The 19,348-nt window shown below is 45.6% G+C and carries 20 protein-coding genes; 16 read left to right on the forward strand and 4 right to left on the reverse strand.

The annotated features are described in order from the left end of the window. Positions 1-27: 27 nt before the first annotated feature. Entirely contained in the window at positions 28-1,161 is a 1,134-nt protein-coding gene (locus tag R7E38_RS21445; protein ID WP_005382012.1) for a flagellar assembly protein FlgT, read from the reverse strand. A gap of 169 nt (positions 1,162-1,330) precedes the next feature. Here R7E38_RS21445 and R7E38_RS21450 point away from each other — a divergent pair, with 169 nt between their 5' ends. Together R7E38_RS21450 and flgP are read left to right on the forward strand one after the other, a co-directional pair. After that, complete coding sequence (locus tag R7E38_RS21450; RefSeq protein ID WP_005382013.1) at positions 1,331-1,969, forward strand: FlgO family outer membrane protein; 639 nt, start codon at positions 1,331-1,333, stop codon at positions 1,967-1,969. A gap of 9 nt (positions 1,970-1,978) precedes the next feature. Next, the gene (gene flgP / locus R7E38_RS21455; RefSeq protein ID WP_005382014.1) at positions 1,979-2,410 is read left to right on the forward strand and encodes a flagellar assembly lipoprotein FlgP; all 432 of its coding nucleotides are present in this window, start codon (positions 1,979-1,981) and stop codon (positions 2,408-2,410) included. A 102-nt stretch (positions 2,411-2,512) separates the two neighbouring features. On the opposite strand, the gene R7E38_RS21460 is transcribed toward flgP, so the two are convergent. The 3 genes from R7E38_RS21460 to flgA form a co-directional block, all read right to left on the reverse strand. Beyond that, positions 2,513-2,938, reverse strand: a complete 426-nt coding sequence (locus R7E38_RS21460; protein ID WP_213967738.1) for a flagella synthesis protein FlgN — start codon at positions 2,936-2,938, stop codon at positions 2,513-2,515. A gap of 27 nt (positions 2,939-2,965) precedes the next feature. Then, a complete protein-coding gene (flgM, locus tag R7E38_RS21465) occupies positions 2,966-3,280 on the reverse strand; it encodes a flagellar biosynthesis anti-sigma factor FlgM (protein WP_005382018.1) in 315 nt (104 codons plus the stop codon). Positions 3,281-3,396: 116 nt separating this feature from the next. Then, a complete protein-coding gene (gene flgA / locus R7E38_RS21470; protein WP_005382020.1) occupies positions 3,397-4,143 on the reverse strand; it encodes a flagellar basal body P-ring formation chaperone FlgA in 747 nt (248 codons plus the stop codon). A gap of 76 nt (positions 4,144-4,219) precedes the next feature. Here flgA and R7E38_RS21475 point away from each other — a divergent pair, with 76 nt between their 5' ends. The 14 genes from R7E38_RS21475 to R7E38_RS21540 all read left to right on the forward strand — a co-directional run bounded on the left by R7E38_RS21475 (position 4,220) and on the right by R7E38_RS21540 (position 18,841). After that, positions 4,220-5,146, forward strand: coding sequence for a chemotaxis protein CheV (locus tag R7E38_RS21475; RefSeq protein WP_005382022.1), 927 nt, complete (start codon positions 4,220-4,222; stop codon positions 5,144-5,146). Between the two features lie 11 nt (positions 5,147-5,157). Then, positions 5,158-5,985: a CheR family methyltransferase gene (locus R7E38_RS21480; protein ID WP_005382024.1), complete on the forward strand. Its 828-nt coding sequence runs from the start codon at positions 5,158-5,160 to the stop codon at positions 5,983-5,985. A gap of 303 nt (positions 5,986-6,288) precedes the next feature. Further along, the gene (gene flgB, locus R7E38_RS21485; RefSeq protein WP_318082090.1) at positions 6,289-6,684 is read left to right on the forward strand and encodes a flagellar basal body rod protein FlgB; all 396 of its coding nucleotides are present in this window, start codon (positions 6,289-6,291) and stop codon (positions 6,682-6,684) included. Positions 6,685-6,689: 5 nt separating this feature from the next. Continuing rightward, positions 6,690-7,103: a flagellar basal body rod protein FlgC gene (gene flgC, locus R7E38_RS21490; protein WP_005393132.1), complete on the forward strand. Its 414-nt coding sequence runs from the start codon at positions 6,690-6,692 to the stop codon at positions 7,101-7,103. A gap of 17 nt (positions 7,104-7,120) precedes the next feature. Beyond that, positions 7,121-7,831, forward strand: a complete 711-nt coding sequence (gene flgD, locus R7E38_RS21495; protein WP_005382029.1) for a flagellar hook assembly protein FlgD — start codon at positions 7,121-7,123, stop codon at positions 7,829-7,831. A gap of 30 nt (positions 7,832-7,861) precedes the next feature. Continuing rightward, positions 7,862-9,175 carry a flagellar hook protein FlgE gene (gene flgE / locus R7E38_RS21500; RefSeq protein ID WP_005382030.1) on the forward strand — a complete coding sequence of 438 codons (1,314 nt, stop codon included), beginning with the start codon at positions 7,862-7,864 and terminating at the stop codon, positions 9,173-9,175. A 331-nt stretch (positions 9,176-9,506) separates the two neighbouring features. Next, on the forward strand, positions 9,507-10,256 hold the full coding sequence (gene flgF, locus R7E38_RS21505) for a flagellar basal-body rod protein FlgF (RefSeq protein ID WP_005382031.1): 750 nt from the start codon (positions 9,507-9,509) through the stop codon (positions 10,254-10,256). Positions 10,257-10,274: 18 nt separating this feature from the next. Next, complete coding sequence (gene flgG, locus R7E38_RS21510) at positions 10,275-11,063, forward strand: flagellar basal-body rod protein FlgG (protein WP_005382032.1); 789 nt, start codon at positions 10,275-10,277, stop codon at positions 11,061-11,063. A gap of 30 nt (positions 11,064-11,093) precedes the next feature. After that, positions 11,094-11,873, forward strand: coding sequence for a flagellar basal body L-ring protein FlgH (gene flgH, locus R7E38_RS21515; protein ID WP_005382033.1), 780 nt, complete (start codon positions 11,094-11,096; stop codon positions 11,871-11,873). Between the two features lie 43 nt (positions 11,874-11,916). Next, complete coding sequence (locus R7E38_RS21520) at positions 11,917-13,008, forward strand: flagellar basal body P-ring protein FlgI (protein WP_005393118.1); 1,092 nt, start codon at positions 11,917-11,919, stop codon at positions 13,006-13,008. 16 nt (positions 13,009-13,024) lie between these two features. Then, positions 13,025-13,951, forward strand: a complete 927-nt coding sequence (gene flgJ / locus R7E38_RS21525; RefSeq protein ID WP_167415672.1) for a flagellar assembly peptidoglycan hydrolase FlgJ — start codon at positions 13,025-13,027, stop codon at positions 13,949-13,951. A 160-nt stretch (positions 13,952-14,111) separates the two neighbouring features. Beyond that, entirely contained in the window at positions 14,112-16,052 is a 1,941-nt protein-coding gene (flgK, locus tag R7E38_RS21530) for a flagellar hook-associated protein FlgK (protein WP_017819974.1), read from the forward strand. A gap of 13 nt (positions 16,053-16,065) precedes the next feature. Beyond that, positions 16,066-17,259, forward strand: coding sequence for a flagellar hook-associated protein FlgL (flgL, locus tag R7E38_RS21535; protein WP_005382037.1), 1,194 nt, complete (start codon positions 16,066-16,068; stop codon positions 17,257-17,259). A gap of 427 nt (positions 17,260-17,686) precedes the next feature. Continuing rightward, positions 17,687-18,841 carry a flagellin gene (locus R7E38_RS21540; RefSeq protein ID WP_005382038.1) on the forward strand — a complete coding sequence of 385 codons (1,155 nt, stop codon included), beginning with the start codon at positions 17,687-17,689 and terminating at the stop codon, positions 18,839-18,841. Positions 18,842-19,348 lie beyond the last annotated feature (507 nt).

Genomic DNA, 19,348 nt, shown 5'->3' on the forward strand with positions numbered 1-19,348 from the left:
GCATATCTCAAGACTTAATGTTTGCTTTTATAGGATCTTGTTCATTACGTCGCCAATTTGAACGCTAGATGCTAAATTTGGCTGATCAATCGTCAGTTCCGCTTCGTGTTCGTATATGCGTGATACCGTTAATGTAATTTCGCTTTGCGAGACTTTGTTTCTTGGCAATCCATTTTGGTCGATAAACGACGCGGTGTGCCAAAGCTGCAATTTGTCTCCCTCTTTTACGCCGTGCATACGGCCGAGATCCATCGTTACGGTATTACCGAAGACTGCCACAACCTCTGGCAGTGTAATTTTGCAAGATAGCTCCGACTCCAGATCCAACATAATATTGCGACTAACGCGAAGCATCATCTCGCCATAGGTCGATGCCCAAAAACGTGCACTACGAGTGTCCACTTGACTCGTCTTAGCAAATGGCCAACGCGCGACCTCACGGTAGGCTTTGTTGAAGATTTCATGGCCAGTTTTACCATCAAATACTTTCATTTCTAACGCAAACTGACGATTGATGATGTCATCTTGCAATAGTTGAGATTCGACCGTTGCAGTGAGATCGGTAATGACCCCTCCAATGATGTATTGTGCGCCATTGTCTTGCGCGATCATTTGAGTGCGAGCAGGATAGTTGCTGCTTATTGAATAGTCCGTTGTACCAACAGACACAAAGCTGCGTGAGGTTTGATCAAGTTGACGGTTCACTACGTGGCTAAAATCGTCACCAACTTGATAAATTTGTCCCATCACTGCTTGTTGTGGTGATGCGACCTCAATATTGCCGACCAGCATTGTCTTTTTGTATTGATCGGTGTGGCAACCCGTTGCCGATGGATAAATATCAACGCGGATTTTTACCTCGACTTTACCGCGACGTTTGCGTTCAGACTCCACCAAAATGTAACGGACTTCATGATTGGTAAACTGGTATTCGTTGCGACTTTCTTCTAATAGCGGCATCAAGTTGCTAATACTGCCAATATCTGCGCCCGAAAAATTGACGGCTTTGAACAGCGCGTCTTCCAACGCATGGAGCCTTGCCGTCTCTTCTGAAGAAACGATGGTGGCAACGCCTGTGACTTCATACCAAGATGCCATTACCTTAAAAGGCACAAGCATCACTAAAGTGATTGAAAACAGACTGTTTAATATTTTTTTCATTGGTTACAACCGTTCGGGTATAAATATTGCTTTAACAAATTCAGTGAAGTTTGGTGGGTTTTTCTTCGTTAGGCAAACAAAGAAAAGCAAAGACTGTTCCAATATTCACTTTCTTGGAAAGGAATTAATAAAGAACGGTATCACCTAAGATTATCTGGAGAATCAAACCATGAAAAAGTGGCTTGTCGCCGCATCGATGATGACGCTTCTGACATCGTGCGCGTACTCACCGATTTACAATGGTAAAGAACCTTACTCGGGAAGCCAGTTCATGCTGATGGATAGTCCGCGTCATACGATGGACTTTTTCATTGAGAGCATGACAGAAGACCTGATGGTTTCTAATGTGGCAGTATCAGCGCGGACACCGATTGCGATTACCTCGTTTGTTGATCTACAAAATATGGATGCAACAAACTGGTTAGGTAACTCGGTCTCTGAAGGTTTTATCCATCAGTTTCAGCGCCGAGGGTTTAAAGTGGTTGATTTCAAAACTACGGGCTCTATTCAAGTGACGCAGCAGGGCGATTTTGCTTTAAGTCGTGATTGGCAAGATTTAGCTCAAGAGCAGCAAATTCAGTATGTACTGACCGGAACAATGTTGCGCCAAGAGGGCGGAGTGCTTGTCAATGCACGCGTGGTTGGCATGCAAAGCCGTGTAGTTGTAGCGACAGCGCAAGGTTTCCTTCCGGCTGACCGTATTGGGCGTGACTTAGATACGTTAAATAGCATCCGCACACAAGATGGTGTGTTGATTCGTTCTGACCCTACCATTCGTCAGCCGTACACTGTGATTCTCCGTCCATAGGATAGAAGCATGAAGAAGTTATTATTTATTGTTGCCACACTGATATTGGTTGGGTGTCAGCCATTACAACAGATGCGTCAAGATGAAATCTTAGTGGCGGTGGGCTACGCTAGCGTCAGTGAGCAAACAGGCCGCACAGTAGAAGAAAAGCGTGTACGAGCAATGCGCGCATCAAAAATTGATGCTTATCGTGAGCTAGCAGAGCAAGTTTATGGCATGCGTGTTAGTGGACGTGCAGAGCTGCAAGACCAGCGTTTGGGTATTGAAAGCACCACTGGTGCCGTCGATGGTGTAATTCGTGGTGCAGAAGTTGTGCGTAGTTATCTTGTTGAAGACAGTTATGTGACTGAGCTGCGTCTGGATATCCGTAAAATGGATAAGCTACGTGATTACGGAGAAGTTCAGCAAGTGCCTGAGAAGCGTCAGCAAACTTTGTTTTAAACCATTTCACTAGACAGATAATCTTTTTGAGCGGCTGATTGGTAACAATGAGTCGCTTTTTTATATCTACGTGAGCGCGGGAATTGAGGGTAGGAGTGACGTTTAAGCTTTTATATTGGTGCCAAGCGTCGAGATGGTGTGGGTTTTTCCGCCCGCATTGTAGGTCATGCCAACTTTGCCATGAGTTCGCTGGAGCATGTTGTTGAGTTTATTGAAGCTCAGCTGTGCGCGACTAAGCGATTCGCCATTTACTTGGTTAACTTGTTGACAGTCGAGGACGATCGATTGGATTTGAGCAACAACCTGACTTAGGTGCTCATCTTCAGTAAGTTGATTGACGTGCGGGTGAGAGGCGATTCGCTGATCAGTTGTTCTGAGCTGATCAATGAGCGTCATCTTCTGTTTGGCAATGTTCTCAATCTCGGTAGAGACACGCGCCGTTATTGCTTGTGTTTCTTGGCGTAAAACAGCGGAAAGTGCCTTAGCATTTTCTAGCTGGAAATTAATGAGATCGACTAATGCTGCCATAAAATACTTACCTTCGGCCTAAGTCAGTTAGCTTTTGCCTTGCAATTCGTTTTCAAACTTAATCATGTTGTCAGCCAATTTTTCAGGATCGACTTTGTATGAACCGTTTGTGATAGCTTCTTTGATTGCTGCAACTTTGGCGCTGTCATATGCCGGAGAAGCTGCCATATCCTTCTGGAGTTTACTGACGGCTTTACTTTGCTGGCTGAGTGATACTGCGTCTTGTTGCGCTGGCGCCTTTTTTGATTCTGTCGTGCTGGTAGCATTGGAATCGTTACGTGCAGGTGCGCGACTTGTTGTCGTCATCATTTGCCCTGAACGTATATTATCTATACCTGCCATGTTTAACCTTTGCCTTGTATCGTAATACTGGTATCCAGACTATCGACCAGCGCAAAAATAACTTTAGTCATTTTTTGCATTTTTATTGATCAGTTTAAACACGCTACCAGTGGGTATTAAAAATTAACAGTGATTTCCGCAATGTCAGTCACTATGCCTTCTATTATACGTTGCGACTTATCATTTTTCACTCTTACTTGATCGCCAGCTGAACCATCCTGCAATGCTGTGCCTTGCGTTGTGATCGTCATGCCAGAATTCACCGCTTTGATAATGACCTTTTCATTTCGGCATACCACACAAACATCATTTCTCTCTACGACATCGCCTAAGCGAACATTACGCTTTAGCTTTGCCCCAACCACTTGATCGTAGCTAGAAAATCCATCTTTACGAAAGCGCTGTAGCTCGATCATGGAAGTGGTAACATCCGATGCGCTGACGATTTCTCCTCTCCCTAGTGTTCGTGTAGCGACGATCATTGGTACTGATACCGAGATCCTCACAGGGACATAGACTTTCCAGTCATCCGGTTGGCATTCCACTAACACATTGATGTTACTTCTCGTGCTGCTGGTGGAAGAGGCAGATGTATCTAACGGAACAGGGCAATCCGTTGCTTTTATTCTCGAGTCGATCTCTGCCGCATTAACAGATAGCTCGCCACCATCAGGCTGATCGACCGTAGCAAGAATATGTTGTTCTGCTGCTGTTTTTATTTGCTCGATCTGATTATCTGAAGCTGAATGAACAAAAAAGCTAAACATACTGAGCAAAATGCCGATAGACTTAGCGTACTTTGTAATTAGCGCTCTACATATTGTCATAGTCAATGGTGTCGAAGTGAAAGTGAAATACGCCATACTGTCTCCCTGGTATCGTGCTTGCCAGTGGTAGAGTATCATTTAAAAACAAAAAGTTTGAGATGGAGATGAGCATATGACGGGGATTCTTGACTCGGTGAATCAGCGTACGCAACTCGTCGGTCAGAACCGATTGGAATTATTGACCTTTCGACTGATGGGCCGACAGCGCTACGGCATTAACGTATTCAAAGTGAAAGAAGTACTACAGTGCCCTAAGCTGACTTCAATGCCAAATCTACACCCTCTGGTTAAAGGTATCGCTCATATCCGCGGCCATACCGTGTCCGTTATTGATTTGAGCCTGGCAATTGGTGGCCGCCCAACCACTGATTTAGATAAATGTTTTGTTGTTATTGCAGAATTTAACCGTACGATCCAAGCATTTTTGGTATCATCGGTTGAGCGTATTATCAATATGCATTGGGAAGCGATTTTGCCACCGCCAGACGGCGCAGGTAAAGCGCACTACTTGACTGCCGTTACAAACATTGACAATGAGCTGGTTGAAATCCTTGACGTTGAAAAAATCCTGGCAGAAATTGCGCCAGTTGATGAAACGATGGATTCCGCTATTGGCGAAGAAATCGCACAAGCAGAACAAGAAAAGCCTATTGTACGCCGCATACTGATTGCTGATGACTCGACGGTCGCGCGTAAACAGGTAGAGCGTGCGATTACATCCATCGGTTTTGAGGTCGTATCTGTCAAAGACGGCAAAGAAGCGTACAATAAGTTGATTGAAATGGCTCAAGAAGGCAATATCTACGATCAAATTTCGTTGGTTATTTCCGATATTGAAATGCCAGAAATGGACGGCTATACCTTAACGGCTGAAATTCGCAGACATGCCGATTTGAAAGACCTTTATGTTATCCTCCATTCTTCATTAAGTGGTGTATTCAACCAAGCTATGGTTGAGCGTGTAGGTGCCAACACCTTCATTGCGAAATTTAACCCAGATGAGTTGGGTAACGCGGTTAAATCTGCATTAACACAATAAAAGAGACATTAATGACTGCTATTACAATCAGTGATCAAGAGTATCGTGACTTTAGCCGTTTTCTAGAATCGCAATGTGGCATCGTGTTAGGTGATAGCAAGCAATACCTCGTGCGTAGCCGACTGAGTCCTTTAGTGACGAAGTTTAAGCTCGCATCGTTATCAGATTTGCTACGTGATGTTGTTACAGGGCGTAATCGAGAATTACGAGTCGCCGCTGTGGATGCGATGACGACTAACGAAACCTTGTGGTTTCGAGATACTTATCCGTTCACGGTTTTAGCTGACAAATTATTGCCAGAAGTAGCGGCAAGCAAGCGCCCAATTAAGATCTGGTCTGCTGCCAGTTCATCGGGCCAAGAACCGTATTCTATTGCAATGACGATCCTGGAAACGCAACAGCGCAAGCCGGGCTTGTTACCAAACGTGTCCATTACAGCCACAGATATTTCGGCAAGTATGCTCGAGATGTGTCGTGCAGGGGTGTACGACAACTTGGCTTTGGGTCGCGGGCTTTCACCAGAACGTCGTCGCACCTTCTTTGAAAATGCGGACGGTGGTCGCATGAAAGTCAAAGATAACGTCAAGCGTTTGGTGAACTTTCGTCCACAAAACTTGATGGACAGTTACGCACTGATGGGTAAGTTCGACATCATTTTCTGTCGTAACGTATTGATTTACTTTTCTCCAGAAATGAAATCTAAAGTGCTTAACCAAATGGCGAGCAGTTTAAACCCTGGTGGCTACTTGCTGTTAGGGGCATCAGAGTCGCTAACTGGTCTGACTGATAAATTTGAAATGGTGCGCTGTAATCCGGGCATCATTTACAAGCTTAAATAGCGGTATCTCTTCATTGATAGAAAAGCCTGACTTCGTGTCAGGCTTTTTTGTTTGTTACCTTTCTGCGCCGAGCGCTTCATGTATCACTCAATTAGTTGAAGCGCGTTTTTGCCTTGTGCCCTCAACACGGTGTATCTTTATTAAGTGAGCAAAGTGATACGACATGACATTCCAGTTACTTTGGCTCACTTATTGCTATTTCAATTCACGGTAACCACTAGGTTGGTGTAATGCTTTAGGTTTTGGCATGCTAATTGCTTTTTGGTTATCAATCACGGTCAGTTCTTAATTGTAGAGGCAAACATGGCTATATCTTTTGACAATGCACTAGGCATCCACCAGCACACGGTGGGCGTACGTGAGCGCAATGCAGAGGTGATTTCCACCAACATCGCACAAGCAAACACGCCTGGTTACAAAGCAAGAGGTTTAGACTTTGCGAAGGAATTGCAAGCGGCAACATCTGGGGCAAGCATTGGTCTTAGTCGCACAGATGGTCGGCATATTCCTGCCACTACGACGTTGATTGGGGACAAGTTATATCGTCTTCCTACGCAACCAGATACGGGAGATGGCAACACGGTAGACTTGGATTTAGAGCGTAACTTGTTTATGCAAAACCAAATCAGACACCAAGCATCACTCGACTTTCTAGGCAGCAAATTCAAGAACTTAACCAAAGCAATCAAAGGGGAATAATTTAGATGAGCTTATTTAACGTTTTCAATGTGACAGGTTCCGCAATGAGCGCTGAATCCGTTCGTCTGAATACTACCTCAAGCAACTTGGCGAACGCCGACAGTGTCAGCAGCTCTGCGAAAGACACTTACAAAGCGCGTCATGCCGTGTTTGGTGCAGAGTTAAGTAACGCCATGCGTGGCGGTGATACGGTGCCAGTGAAAGTGATGGGTATTGTAGAAAGTGATAAACCGCTGAGTGCGGAGTACAACCCAGACCATCCCCTTGCAAACGAAGAAGGCTACATTTACAAGCCTAACGTCAATGTAATGGAAGAAATGGCAAACATGATTTCAGCTTCTCGTGCATACCAAACTAATGTACAGGTCGCTGATTCTAGTAAACAAATGCTGCTGCGTACGCTGCAGATGGGTCAATAAGGATAAGGGGGTAGCGTATGGCCGGAATTAACAACGTTGGTCAAAGCGGCTTGTCCTATATCGACCAGCTTAAAAGTCTACAAGAGAGTAACAAGAAAGCGGAAGAGAGCACGGGTAAGCAGGACCTAAAACAGGAAGACTTCTTATCATTACTCACGAAGCAACTGTCTCAGCAAGACCCTTTTAAGCCGGTAAGTAATGACCAGATGATTGCGCAAATGGCTTCATTTGCGACCGTTGATGGCATTGGCAAGATGAACACTCAGTTTGAGAGTTTGAATTCGTCAATGACATCAAATCAAGCGTTACAAGCTTCCTCTTTGGTAGGGCGTGACGTATTGGTCCCAGGAGCAGCAGGTGTGAAGCAGGACGACGCTCCAATGGCGGCAATGGTTAAGCTTTCACAATCTATCGATAATCTGTTTGTTCGTGTAGAGGATGAAGCTGGCCAACTGGTTCGTACCTTTGAGGTAGGGGCGAAACCAGCCGGCGACACGCGTGTGCTTTGGGACGGTAAAGATGAAAGCGGAAATCCACTGCCAGCTGGCAAATACAAAGTGAAAGCGTCTGGCTTAGTTGAAGGGGAGTCGCAAGAGTTCCCAGTATCGACGTATGCCAACGTAAACAGCGTATTGCTTGGCAAAGGTGACGGAAACGTATTACTCAATCTGGCTGGTTTTGAATCGCCAGTTCGACTTGCAGAAGTATTGGAAGTCGGCAAAGCGTAGTCATAGCTCGCTAGATTAGGAGATTTTGGAATGTCATATGTATCTTTAAGCGGTTTGTCCGCCGCCCAACTGGATTTGAACACCACCAGTAACAACATTGCGAACGCCAACACGTACGGCTTTAAAGAATCCCGTGCTGAGTTTGCTGATGTTTACTCTAACTCTTTATTTACTAACGCAAAAACCACGCCGGGTGGTGGTGCGCAAGCAAGCCAAGTGGCGCAGCAGTTCCATGAAGGCTCAAGCATTTACACCAACAACCCAATGGATCTGCGTGTTTCGGGGACAGGTTTCTTCGCCGTGGCGAAGGAGCGTCTGACTCCACAACAGAATGAACTGACACGTAATGGTGCATTCCATTTAAATAAAGAAAACTACATGGTGACCGCGAACGATGAGTTCTTATTAGGTTACCAAGTGGATCCAAGCTCTGGTGAGGTTTCTTCATACGAGCCACAACCCATCAATATTCCTGCTGAATTTGGTAAGCCAAAACAAACAGCAAACATTGAAGTGGGTGTGAACTTGCCAGCGAACGGCGATTTGAAAGATCCAACGCAGTTTGATTTTTCAGACCCAGATACATACAACCGTTCAACCTCTTCGACAATTTATGACTCGATGGGTCAGTCTTACAAGCTAACGACGTATTACTTGAAAGATCAGACTCAGCCAAATACATGGAACACTTACTACACCGTGACAGATAAAGAAGGTGAAAAGCCTTTAAATGTTGCGGCTGGTGATGCGCAAACGCCAACAGGTCATGTGGGGCATACCATGAAGTTCAACAACGATGGTACGTTGGCGAGCTTGAACAATGGTCAGCCAATCACTTCTGTGGCTCTGGGCGATCCGGCGACGAACACGACACCAGTCGATATGAATGGTGCTGATCCTGCGCAGACGCTTAACTTCGGCTTAGGCTCAGCAACACAGTTTGCGGCTCCGTTCGAACTGACTAAGTTTGACGAAGACGGTGCAACAACGGGCTTCCTAACCAAAGTTGACTTCGATGAAAACGGCAGCGTATTGGGGACTTACTCAAACGGTGAAAACGTTACATTGGGTCGTGTTGCTCTCGTACGTGTTCCAAACGAGCAAGGTCTGGATAAGAAAGGCGGCACTCAATGGGATTCAACGCAGTTCTCTGGTGACAAGATCTGGGGTGAATCAAACAAAGGCTCTTTCGGTACTATCAACAACGGTATGCTAGAGCAATCAAACATTGATATGACTCAGGAGTTGGTGGACCTGATCTCTGCTCAGCGTAACTTCCAAGCAAACTCACGTTCGCTAGAAGTACACAACCAACTACAACAGAATATCTTACAGATCCGCTAGAGCACTAGCTGGGTCATTCGATACTCTGCTTGAGTAAGCAATGGCGTGTGATTGCTTCTTAGTAATTACCGCTTTGTTCATTTTCATCATGACATTCATCTGATGCTTAGCCTGAATACACCTCACTCAGGCTAAGCATGCTTTGATCTACGATTTGCCGCTGTTGCCGCCGTATGGATCAAAACCTTGCCTCTCGTTACAGTTTTCTGCCTCTATTGACCTCTTTTAATAGTTTGTTATTAATTCAAGATATTGATTAGTAAGTCTATTTTTATTTTGGCATAACTATTGCTTTTTACTCCGTGTACAGAGAGATTTTTTGGAGTAATTTATGGATCGCGCACTGTTTCTCGCAATGAGTGGCGCCAAGCAAAATATGCAGGCACTACAATTGCGCGCTAATAACTTGGCTAACGTAAGCACGACCGGATTTCGGGCTGATTTAGCACAGGCTCGCTCAATGCAGGCTTATGGTGAAGGCCATCCTTCACGTGTGTTCAGCATGACAGAGCGTCCAGGGCATAACTTTGCTCAAGGTAGCGTGATTACAACAGGGCGTGATCTGGATGTGACGATTGAAGGCAGCGGTTGGATATCGGTACTCGATCATACAGGGAAAGAAGGGTTGACCCGTAACGGCAACCTAAAAGTCGATCAAAATGGCATGCTTACCAACGCAAGTGGTCATTTGGTGCTGGGTGAAAACGACGCGCCGATTACTTTGCCTATCCCTCTCTCCAAAATTGAAATCGGTCGGGATGGCACCATCTCTGTACTTCCTCAAGGTGCCCCGGCAGAAGAATTCCAAGCGGTTGATCGCATTAAGCTCGTTAAGCCTAATGATCAAAGCTTGTTTAAAGACACCAATGGCTTATTTCGCCATAAAACTCCAAACCAACCTTACGAAGCAGACGCGACTGTTAGTCTCCAGACGGGAGCGATAGAAGGCAGTAACGTGAATGCCGTAGGTGAAATGACCGCATTGATTGACTTACAACGTCAGTTTGAAATGCAAGTCAAGATGATGAGCACAGCTGAAGAAATGGATAAATCTTCAGATTCACTGCTTCGTATGAGTTAACAGAGTTAGAGGTTCACTATGCATCCAGCACTATGGGTAAGTAAAACAGGTCTAGACGCCCAACAAACCAACATTGCCACGATTTCGAACAACTTGGCGAACGCTTCTACTGTCGGCTACAAAAAGAGCCGTGCAGTATTCGAAGATTTGTTCTATCAGAACATCAACCAACCTGGCGGCCAGTCATCTCAGAACACGGAACTGCCAAGTGGTTTGATGTTAGGTGCGGGTTCTAAAGTGGTTGCGACGCAAAAAGTGCACACGCACGGCAATGCACAGACAACGACCAACGCACTGGACATGATGGTGGAAGGCGACGGTTTTTTCCAAGTGACATTGCCGGACGGCAACATCGGTTATACCCGTAACGGTCAGTTCACGCTAAATGGTGAAGGCACGTTAGTCACGTCGGGTTCTGGCTACCCTGTAGAGCCTGAAATTGTGATTCCAGAAGATGCGATTTCTATTACTGTCGGTACGGATGGTGAAGTGTCGGTTCGCGTCCGAGGTCAGCAAGACAACCAAGTCGTTGGTCAGCTAACCATTACAGATTTTGTTAACCCGGGCGGCCTAGAGCCAATTGGTCAGAACCTTTACTTACCAACGGGTGCCAGTGGCGATCCACAAGAGGGTGTTCCTGGTTTGGACGGTTTGGGTGAAATTCGTCAATCCATGCTGGAAGCGTCCAACGTGAATGTAACGGAAGAGTTGGTCAACATGATCGAAGCCCAGCGCGTTTACGAAATGAACTCAAAAGTGATCTCGTCAGTCGATAAAATGATGAGCTTCGTTAACCAGCAATTGTAACGATTAAGAGCAAGATTTGAGGAGCTCACGATGAAACGTATTTGCCTACTCGCTTTGATTGCTACGATGTCGGGCTGTGCCATGTTGGAACCGATTGAAACGGATGAAGTGACACAAGCAACCACTGTGGTCGACGCAGTAGAAGGCGATAAATCGAAAGAAGAGAGCAGCGGTATTGTAGATACTTTACGTGGTAGAAGCGATCCGGTTGCTGGCGACCCTGCTTGGGCTCCAATTCATCCGAAAAACAAACCTGAGCATTATGCTGCTGCAACAGGTTCGTTGTTTAGCGCCGAGCACATTACCGATCTCTATGACGATTCTAAACCACGTGGTATTGGCGACATTATTACCGTAACACTGGATGAGACAACCAGTGCGACGAAAAGCGCAAATGCCGATTTATCGAAAACCAATGAAGCGCAAATGGACCCGCTTCAAGTGGGCGGAGAAGAGCTGCAAATTGGCGGAAAATATAATTTCTCTTATGACTTAAACAATTCCAACTCATTTGCGGGTGACTCTTCTGCAAAGCAGAGCAACAGCATCAGTGGTTACATCACTGTTGAGGTGATTGAAGTACTGGCAAACGGCAACCTCGTGATCCGCGGTGAGAAGTGGATGACGCTAAATACAGGTGATGAGTACATACGTTTAAGTGGCACTATTCGTCCGGATGATATTAATTTCGACAACACCATTGCATCAAATCGCGTTTCTAACGCAAGAATTCAGTACTCTGGCACTGGTTTGCAACAAGATATGCAAGAGCCAGGCTTCTTGGCACGATTTTTTAATGTAGCGCTATAACACGCCCTGCTGACGGCAATTTGACTGCAAGAGATAAGTAAGCATGAAAAAACTCCTTTTAGTACTGATGAGCGTTGCTCTGTTTTCTACCGTAGCCCAAGCCGCACGTATCAAAGACGTCGCGCAAGTGGCAGGTGTACGAAGCAACCAACTCGTGGGTTATGGTTTGGTTTCAGGCTTACCTGGTACGGGTGAAGCGAACCCGTTTACAGAGCAAAGTTTCGCCGCCATGCTGCAAAACTTCGGCATTCAGATGCCGCCGGGCACAAAGCCAAAAATTAAAAACGTTGCCGCAGTCATGGTTACGGCAGAGTTGCCGCCTTTCTCTAAACCGGGTCAGCAAGTGGACGTGACTGTCTCTTCCATCGGAAGTGCTAAAAGTTTGCGTGGTGGTACGCTACTACAAACGTTCCTCAAAGGTCTCGACGGTCAAGTTTACGCGGTTGCTCAAGGTAACTTAGTGGTGAGCGGCTTCAGTGCTGAAGGCGCTGACGGTTCTAAAATCGTAGGTAACAATCCAACCGTTGGTCTTATCTCTAGTGGTGCGACAGTAGAGCGAGAAATTCCAAACCCATTTGGTCGTGGTGATTACATCACGTTCAACTTGCTTGAGTCAGACTTCACAACGGCTCAACGTATGGCGGATGCTGTAAACAACTTCCTTGGCCCACAAATGGCGAGCGCTGTTGACGCGACATCAGTGCGCGTGCGTGCTCCTCGTGACGTCAGTCAGCGTGTTGCGTTCTTATCGGCAATCGAAAACCTAGAATTCGACCCGGCAGATGGTGCAGCCAAAATCATCGTTAACTCACGAACGGGCACTATTGTAGTTGGTAAGCATGTACGTCTTAAACCAGCAGCAGTAACGCATGGCGGCATGACGGTTGCGATCAAAGAAAACCTGAATGTTAGCCAACCTAACGGCTTTTCTGGTGGGCAAACCGTAGTCGTACCAGACTCGGATATCGAAGTCAGCGAAGAGCAAGGAAAAATGTTTAAGTTCGAACCAGGCTTAACGTTGGATGATTTGGTCCGTGCCGTGAACCAAGTCGGGGCTGCGCCTTCGGACTTGATGGCAATTTTACAAGCATTGAAGCAAGCTGGTGCCATTGAAGGCCAGTTGATCATCATTTAATGGTTAGGAGGTAGGTATAATGAACAATCCTAACGACATTGGTTTTATCCATGACATCAGTTCTCTGGACACTCTGCGTCAAAAAGCAGTGAAAGAGGGAAAAGATGGCGAGCAAGAAGCATTGCATGCGGCTGCTCGTCAGTTCGAATCGATCTTCACCTCCATGATGTTGAAATCCATGCGTGAAGCCAATGAGGGCTTTGAGTCCAACATGATGAACAGCCAAAACGAGAAGTTCTACCGACAAATGTTGGATGAACAGATGGCGAGTGAATTGAGTTCGTCTGGTTCAATGGGACTGGCCGATATGATTGTTAAGCAATTAACGGCTGGGCAAGGGAACGACAAAAAAGAAACGGCTATGCGTGATGCGGCAAACAATGCTGCGGAATATCGTCGTGTTGACCCGAAAAAAGCGCGCGAGATTGAACAGCGCTTGATTGAATCTGGTCAATTATCTCGACCAAGCAATGAACCCACTCGATTCGATTCACCAGAATCCTTTGTTAACTCGATGAAGCCATACGCGGAGAAAGCTGCGAAAGCCTTAGGTGTCGAGCCATCTTTGCTACTTGCGCAAGCCGCTTTGGAAACGGGGTGGGGACAAAAGGTCGTGAAGAACGCGCGTGGCAGCAGCAACAACTTATTTAACATCAAAGCAGATCGAAGCTGGCAGGGTGACAAAGTGACGACTCAAACTTTAGAGTTCCACGATAACACGCCAGTGAAAGAGACGGCAGCGTTTCGCTCCTACTCAAGTTACGAAGACAGCTTTAGTGACTTTGTACGATTTTTGAATGACAACCCACGTTACGAGACAGCATTGCAGCAACGCGGGAATTCAGAGTCGTTTATTCGCGGTATCCACAGTGCGGGTTACGCGACCGATCCGAATTACGCAGATAAAGTCCTGCAGGTGAAGGATAAAATCGAAAGTATGTAATGTCTCTGCGACAATTTATGACGTTCTCGAAGGCTTGCCATAGTGCAAGCCTTCACTTTATCTGAACATCTACGCCTTTCTATCACTTGGCACATCTTTTGCTTTTAATGTGTCTAGGTGATCGGTTTTGCCGATTTATATTTCGTTTTTGGGGGCATGTATGGCGTCAGATCTTCTGAATGTAGGTACTCAAAGTGTGCTTACTGCTCAGAGGCAATTAAACACCACTGGTCATAACATTTCTAATGTTAATACAGAGGGTTATAGCCGTCAGTCTGTTATCCAAGGCACGAATGATCCGCGCATGTTTGGTGGTTCTACCTACGGCATGGGTGTGCATGTGGAAAATGTTCGCCGCTCGTGGGATCAGTTTGCCGTGAATGAACTGAACCTGTCGTCGACCAACAATGCCAACAAAACGGATACCCAAGACAATCTTGATATGCTATCTAGCATGTTGAGCTCTGTGGCATCGAAGAAAATTCCTGAGAACCTGAATGAGTGGTTCGATGCGGTAAAAACCATGGCAGATACCCCGAACGATTTAGGGGCACGAAAAGTGGTATTGGAAAAGGCGAAAATCTTCTCTGATACATTAAATGATTTCCACGAAACCGTTCGACTGCAATCTGATGTCACCAATAAAAAATTGGATATGGGCATTGAGCGCGTTAACCAACTTGCGTTGGAAATTCGCGATATTCATCGACTGATGATGCGCACCCCGGGCCCACATAATGACCTGATGGATCAGCATGAAAAGCTGGTTACTGAGCTGTCAGAGTACACCAAAGTTACCGTAACCCCACGCAAAAATGCCGAAGGGTTTAATGTTCATATCGGCAATGGACACACTCTTGTTTCTGGCACGGAAGCAAGCCAGCTCAAAATGATCGATGGCTATCCGGATGTTCATCAAAGACGCTTAGCAATGGTGGAAGGGGATGGCATTAAAGCGATCAAGTCTGACGACATGGATGGCAAAATCGGCGCTTTGCTTGAAATGCGCGACAAACACATTCCACAACTGCAAGATGAAATGGGCCGTTTAGCGACGGGTTTCTCCTACAAAATTAATCAGCTGCAATCTCAAGGTCTGGATCTTAACGGTAAGATAGGTAAAGACGTATTTACCGACGTGAACTCTGAGCTGGTGGCAAAATCTCGAGTTTTTGCTGCGCCTGACTCTCAAGCTGATGTTGCGGTTTACATTGATGATATTTCAGCGATCAAAGGTGGTGAATATTCGCTACGTTATGATGGCGACCAGTATAGCGTGACAACACCGAAAGGTGAGCAAATGTCGTTGAACATTGATCAATCAGATTCTTCGTTTGTTCTGGATGGTATGAAAGTGCAAATCGGTGAAGGTCTTGCCGCTGGTGAGCGCGTATTATTGCGCCCAACACGAAGTGGCGCAGCCATCATCAAGATGGAAACCAATGATGCAAAAGCCATTGCCGCGCAAAGTTATGAAGCTTCAACCACTTTTGCTCAAGGTAACGCCAAGTTCAAAATTCGTGAGGCGGGGGATGTTAAAGAGTTTGAGGTCACCGTACAACCAGCCGACGAGAAACATGATAAGCCATGGTTAAAGATCACGGACAACAAAGGCAATTTGCTATCGGACAAATACTCATACCCGCTAGACAAAGATAACCCGATGATTGAAATCTCAGTGCCGAAAAGTCATCCGCTGTATAAAAATGGCGATGCGACTGTATTTGAGCTGAGCGAAGGTGCGCTGATGAATGACAAGTTCACCGCGAACTTGGTGCCTTCGGAAGGTGGTAATGGCAACTTGAGAAAAATGCAGAAGATCCAAACAGATAAGATGATGGACGGAAAATCCAGTACTTTGATCGATGTTTATCACAACCTCAATACCGAAGTCGGATTGAAATCTTCTACAGCAAACCGATTAGCCTCTGTCGCTCGCTTAGAGCATGAGGCGGCACAAGAGCGCGTTGCTTCTATCTCTGGCGTTAACCTCGATGAAGAAGCGGCCAACATGATGAAGTTTCAACAAGCGTACATGGCTTCATCACGTGTGATGCAAGCGGCGAATGATACCTTCAATACCATTTTACAACTGAGGTAAGGAGAAGAGATAAGTGCTAACCCGAATTTCTAGTTTCCATAACTATCAGTCCGTACAAAATGATTTGCGTCGTCAAGAGAATAAGGTTCACCACAACCAAGAGCAACTTGCTTCAGGGAAAAAGTTACTGAAACCTAGTGACGACCCCCTCGCTGCGCATTACATCCAAAACATTAGTCAGCAACAAGAGCAGCTACAACAATATCTTAGCTCTATAGTGTTGGTGCGTAATCGTCTAGAAAACCACGAAGTTAATATCGCCAATGCGGAGAATTTTGCCGACGAGTCGAAGCGCTTAACGATGGAGATGATTAACGGTGCCTTTTCTGCTGAAGACCGACAAGCAAAGAAGCGTGAGTTAGAAGAGATTGCGAACAACTTCCTTAACTTAGTGAACTCGCAAGATGAATCTGGTAACTACGTGTTTGCGGGTACTAAGCCAAAAAGCCAACCATTCTATCGCGATAAAGACGGTAGTGTTCAATACGCTGGGGACGATTATCAGCGCAAAATGAAAGTCTCCAGCATGCTTGAGATGCCAATGAACGATCCTGGCAGCAAGCTGTTTATGGAGATACCAAACCCATTTGGCGATTATCAGCCGAATTACGATCTACAAAACGGCTCTGAGCTGTTGCTAAACAAAGCTACTAACGTTGACGCTAAGGATGATGCGGCGTATCGCGTGACATTTGTCGATATGAATAACGGCAAATTTGGTTACCAATTAGAGCGTAACGGCAAAGTAGTGGATGCCGATGAGTTTTCTCCAGAGAAAGGGATTGAATACAAAGGCCTGAAAGTGCACGTAAAAGGCCAAATTACGCCTGGTGACAGCATTGAGATCGAAAAGCGGGCAGAGTTCAGCATTTTCGATACCTTCAAGGATGCAATGGCATGGTCAGACAAATCGGTTTCGGATACGTCGGCGACTGCTAAATTGCACCAAATGACAGAAGAATTCCACGCTGCTTTTATCCATTTGAATAAAGCGCGTACAGATGCCGGTGCTCGATTGAGTACGCTGGATATCCAAGAGCAAAATCATGAAGACTTTAATTTGTCTCTGGCAAAAGCGAAGAGCAACTTTGAGGACTTGGATTACTCTAAAGCCGTGATCGAGTTCAGTGAAAACTCGCGAGCGTTACAGGCATCGCAACAAGCATTCGGTAAGACCAAAGATCTAACGTTGTTTAACTACATCTAGTATGACACTCATACACATTGTCTGATTTTGATGCCTTATGTGCAAAGCCTTAAGCGCGATAAGTCGACGTAACCTGAGAGTCTGAGATGTCATGCGGCACGATTTTACCCAAAGCGGCAATGATGCGGGAGGCAAGTCGGGCGGCAACAGGGCAGCGTTCAATACCCTTGGGCTAAGATGAGGCTGACAAACCGGAAATAGCTTAATGATAAGGCTAACTTATTGTTTATTTGATTCTTTTAAAAGTAGTTAAATAATTTACGCAAGTTGGCACACAAATTGTATTGAAAATATCAGAACAGATTTAGAGATTCTAAACCCTGCGTTTAAGGCAGATTTAGCAAGTAACTTTTACGGTCAGTGCTTATCCAAATGAGAGTAAAGCTGGCCGCTTCGCAAAAGCTTGCGAACTCAACAGGAGAGCAAAATGGCTGTAACAGTTAGTACTAACGTCTCCGCGATGACCGCGCAGCGTTACCTAAACAAAGCGACTGATGAATTAAACACGTCGATGGAGCGCTTATCTTCAGGACATAAGATTAACAGTGCAAAAGATGATGCGGCAGGTCTACAGATCTCTAACCGCTTAACTGCACAGTCTCGTGGCCTAGATGTCGCAATGCGTAACGCGAACGATGGTATCTCGATTGCACAAACCGCTGAAGGTGCGATGAATGAGGCAACCTCTGTCATGCAACGAATGCGTGACCTTGCGATTCAATCATCGAACGGTACTAACTCTCCGGCTGAGCGTCAGGCGATCAACGAAGAGTCAATGGCATTGATTGACGAGCTAAACCGTATTGCAGAAACCACTTCATTTGGTGGTCGTCGTCTATTGAACGGCTCATTCGGTGAAGCGGCATTCCAGATTGGTGCGAGCTCAGGTGAAGCCATGATCATGGGACTCACCAGCATTCGTGCGGACGATACTCGCATGGGCGGTGTGACCTTCTTATCTGAAAATGGTAAAGATAAAAACTGGAGCGTTGACCCAGCTAAATCTGACTTGAAGATCACGCTACCAGGTATGGGTGAAGACGAAGACGGCAATGTTGATGATCTAGAAATCAACATTAATGCCAAAGCGGGCGACGACATCGAAGAGCTTGCCACTTACATTAATGGTCAGTCTGATATGATTAATGCGTCTGTAAGTGAAGATGGCAAGTTGCAAGTTTTTGTCGCGCATCCAAACGTTCAGGGTGAGATTTCTATTTCTGGTGGATTAGCATCTGAGCTTGGCCTGAGTGATGAACCTATCAGAACGTCAGTACAAGATATTGATATGACCACGGTACAAGGTTCTCAAAACGCGATTTCTGTGCTGGATTCGGCACTGAAATACGTGGACTCGCAACGTGCAGACTTAGGTGCGAAGCAAAACCGTTTGAGTCACAGCATCAACAACTTGGCGAATATCCAAGAAAACGTTGACGCATCGAACAGCCGAATTAAAGATACAGATTTTGCGAAAGAAACCACGCAAATGACCAAAGCACAAATTTTGCAACAGGCAGGTACATCGATTCTTGCTCAAGCGAAACAGTTGCCAAACTCTGCAATGTCACTATTGCAGTAGTTTACTTAGCCTGTACTCAATACATTCAGACGTGGATGGGAATGCAGGCTTTTGGCAAGCAACTTTACAATAGAATGAGCGGCTCTCTCATCTCTCACCTGCCAATCATTTTCAATGTAAAGTTGCACTCGGTATGCCGGAAATGTGTTCATTTCTCTTGATCTCCACATAGGCTCTGGCGACCAACCTAGCCCCAGTTCTCTCAAAGGAAAAGGGGCTTTTTCTTTTCTAATTTTCACGTCTATCGTCTGCGAACTTACCTTTAATTGTTTCCTTTTGCTGGTTTTCTATACAATTTAGCCCTCTCGGCTCGATTTGTGGAAACTTGAGCACTTTTTCTTACTTTTCTTCAATTTTATTAGCTAAATCTCGCAATGTTATTTTTTTAAACTTTTTTCTAAAGCTTCTGAATTTGGTGTCGTTAATAGAGGTAACTTTGAGAGAACTACTTGGTTTTCCGAGACGTCGGAAACCGCTACACCGGAAAATCAATTGGAGAAATCACCA

Origin of the sequence: Vibrio sp. Vb2131, from assembly GCF_033338535.1 — a bacterium.
Classification (GTDB): Bacteria; Pseudomonadota; Gammaproteobacteria; order Enterobacterales; family Vibrionaceae; genus Vibrio; species Vibrio alginolyticus.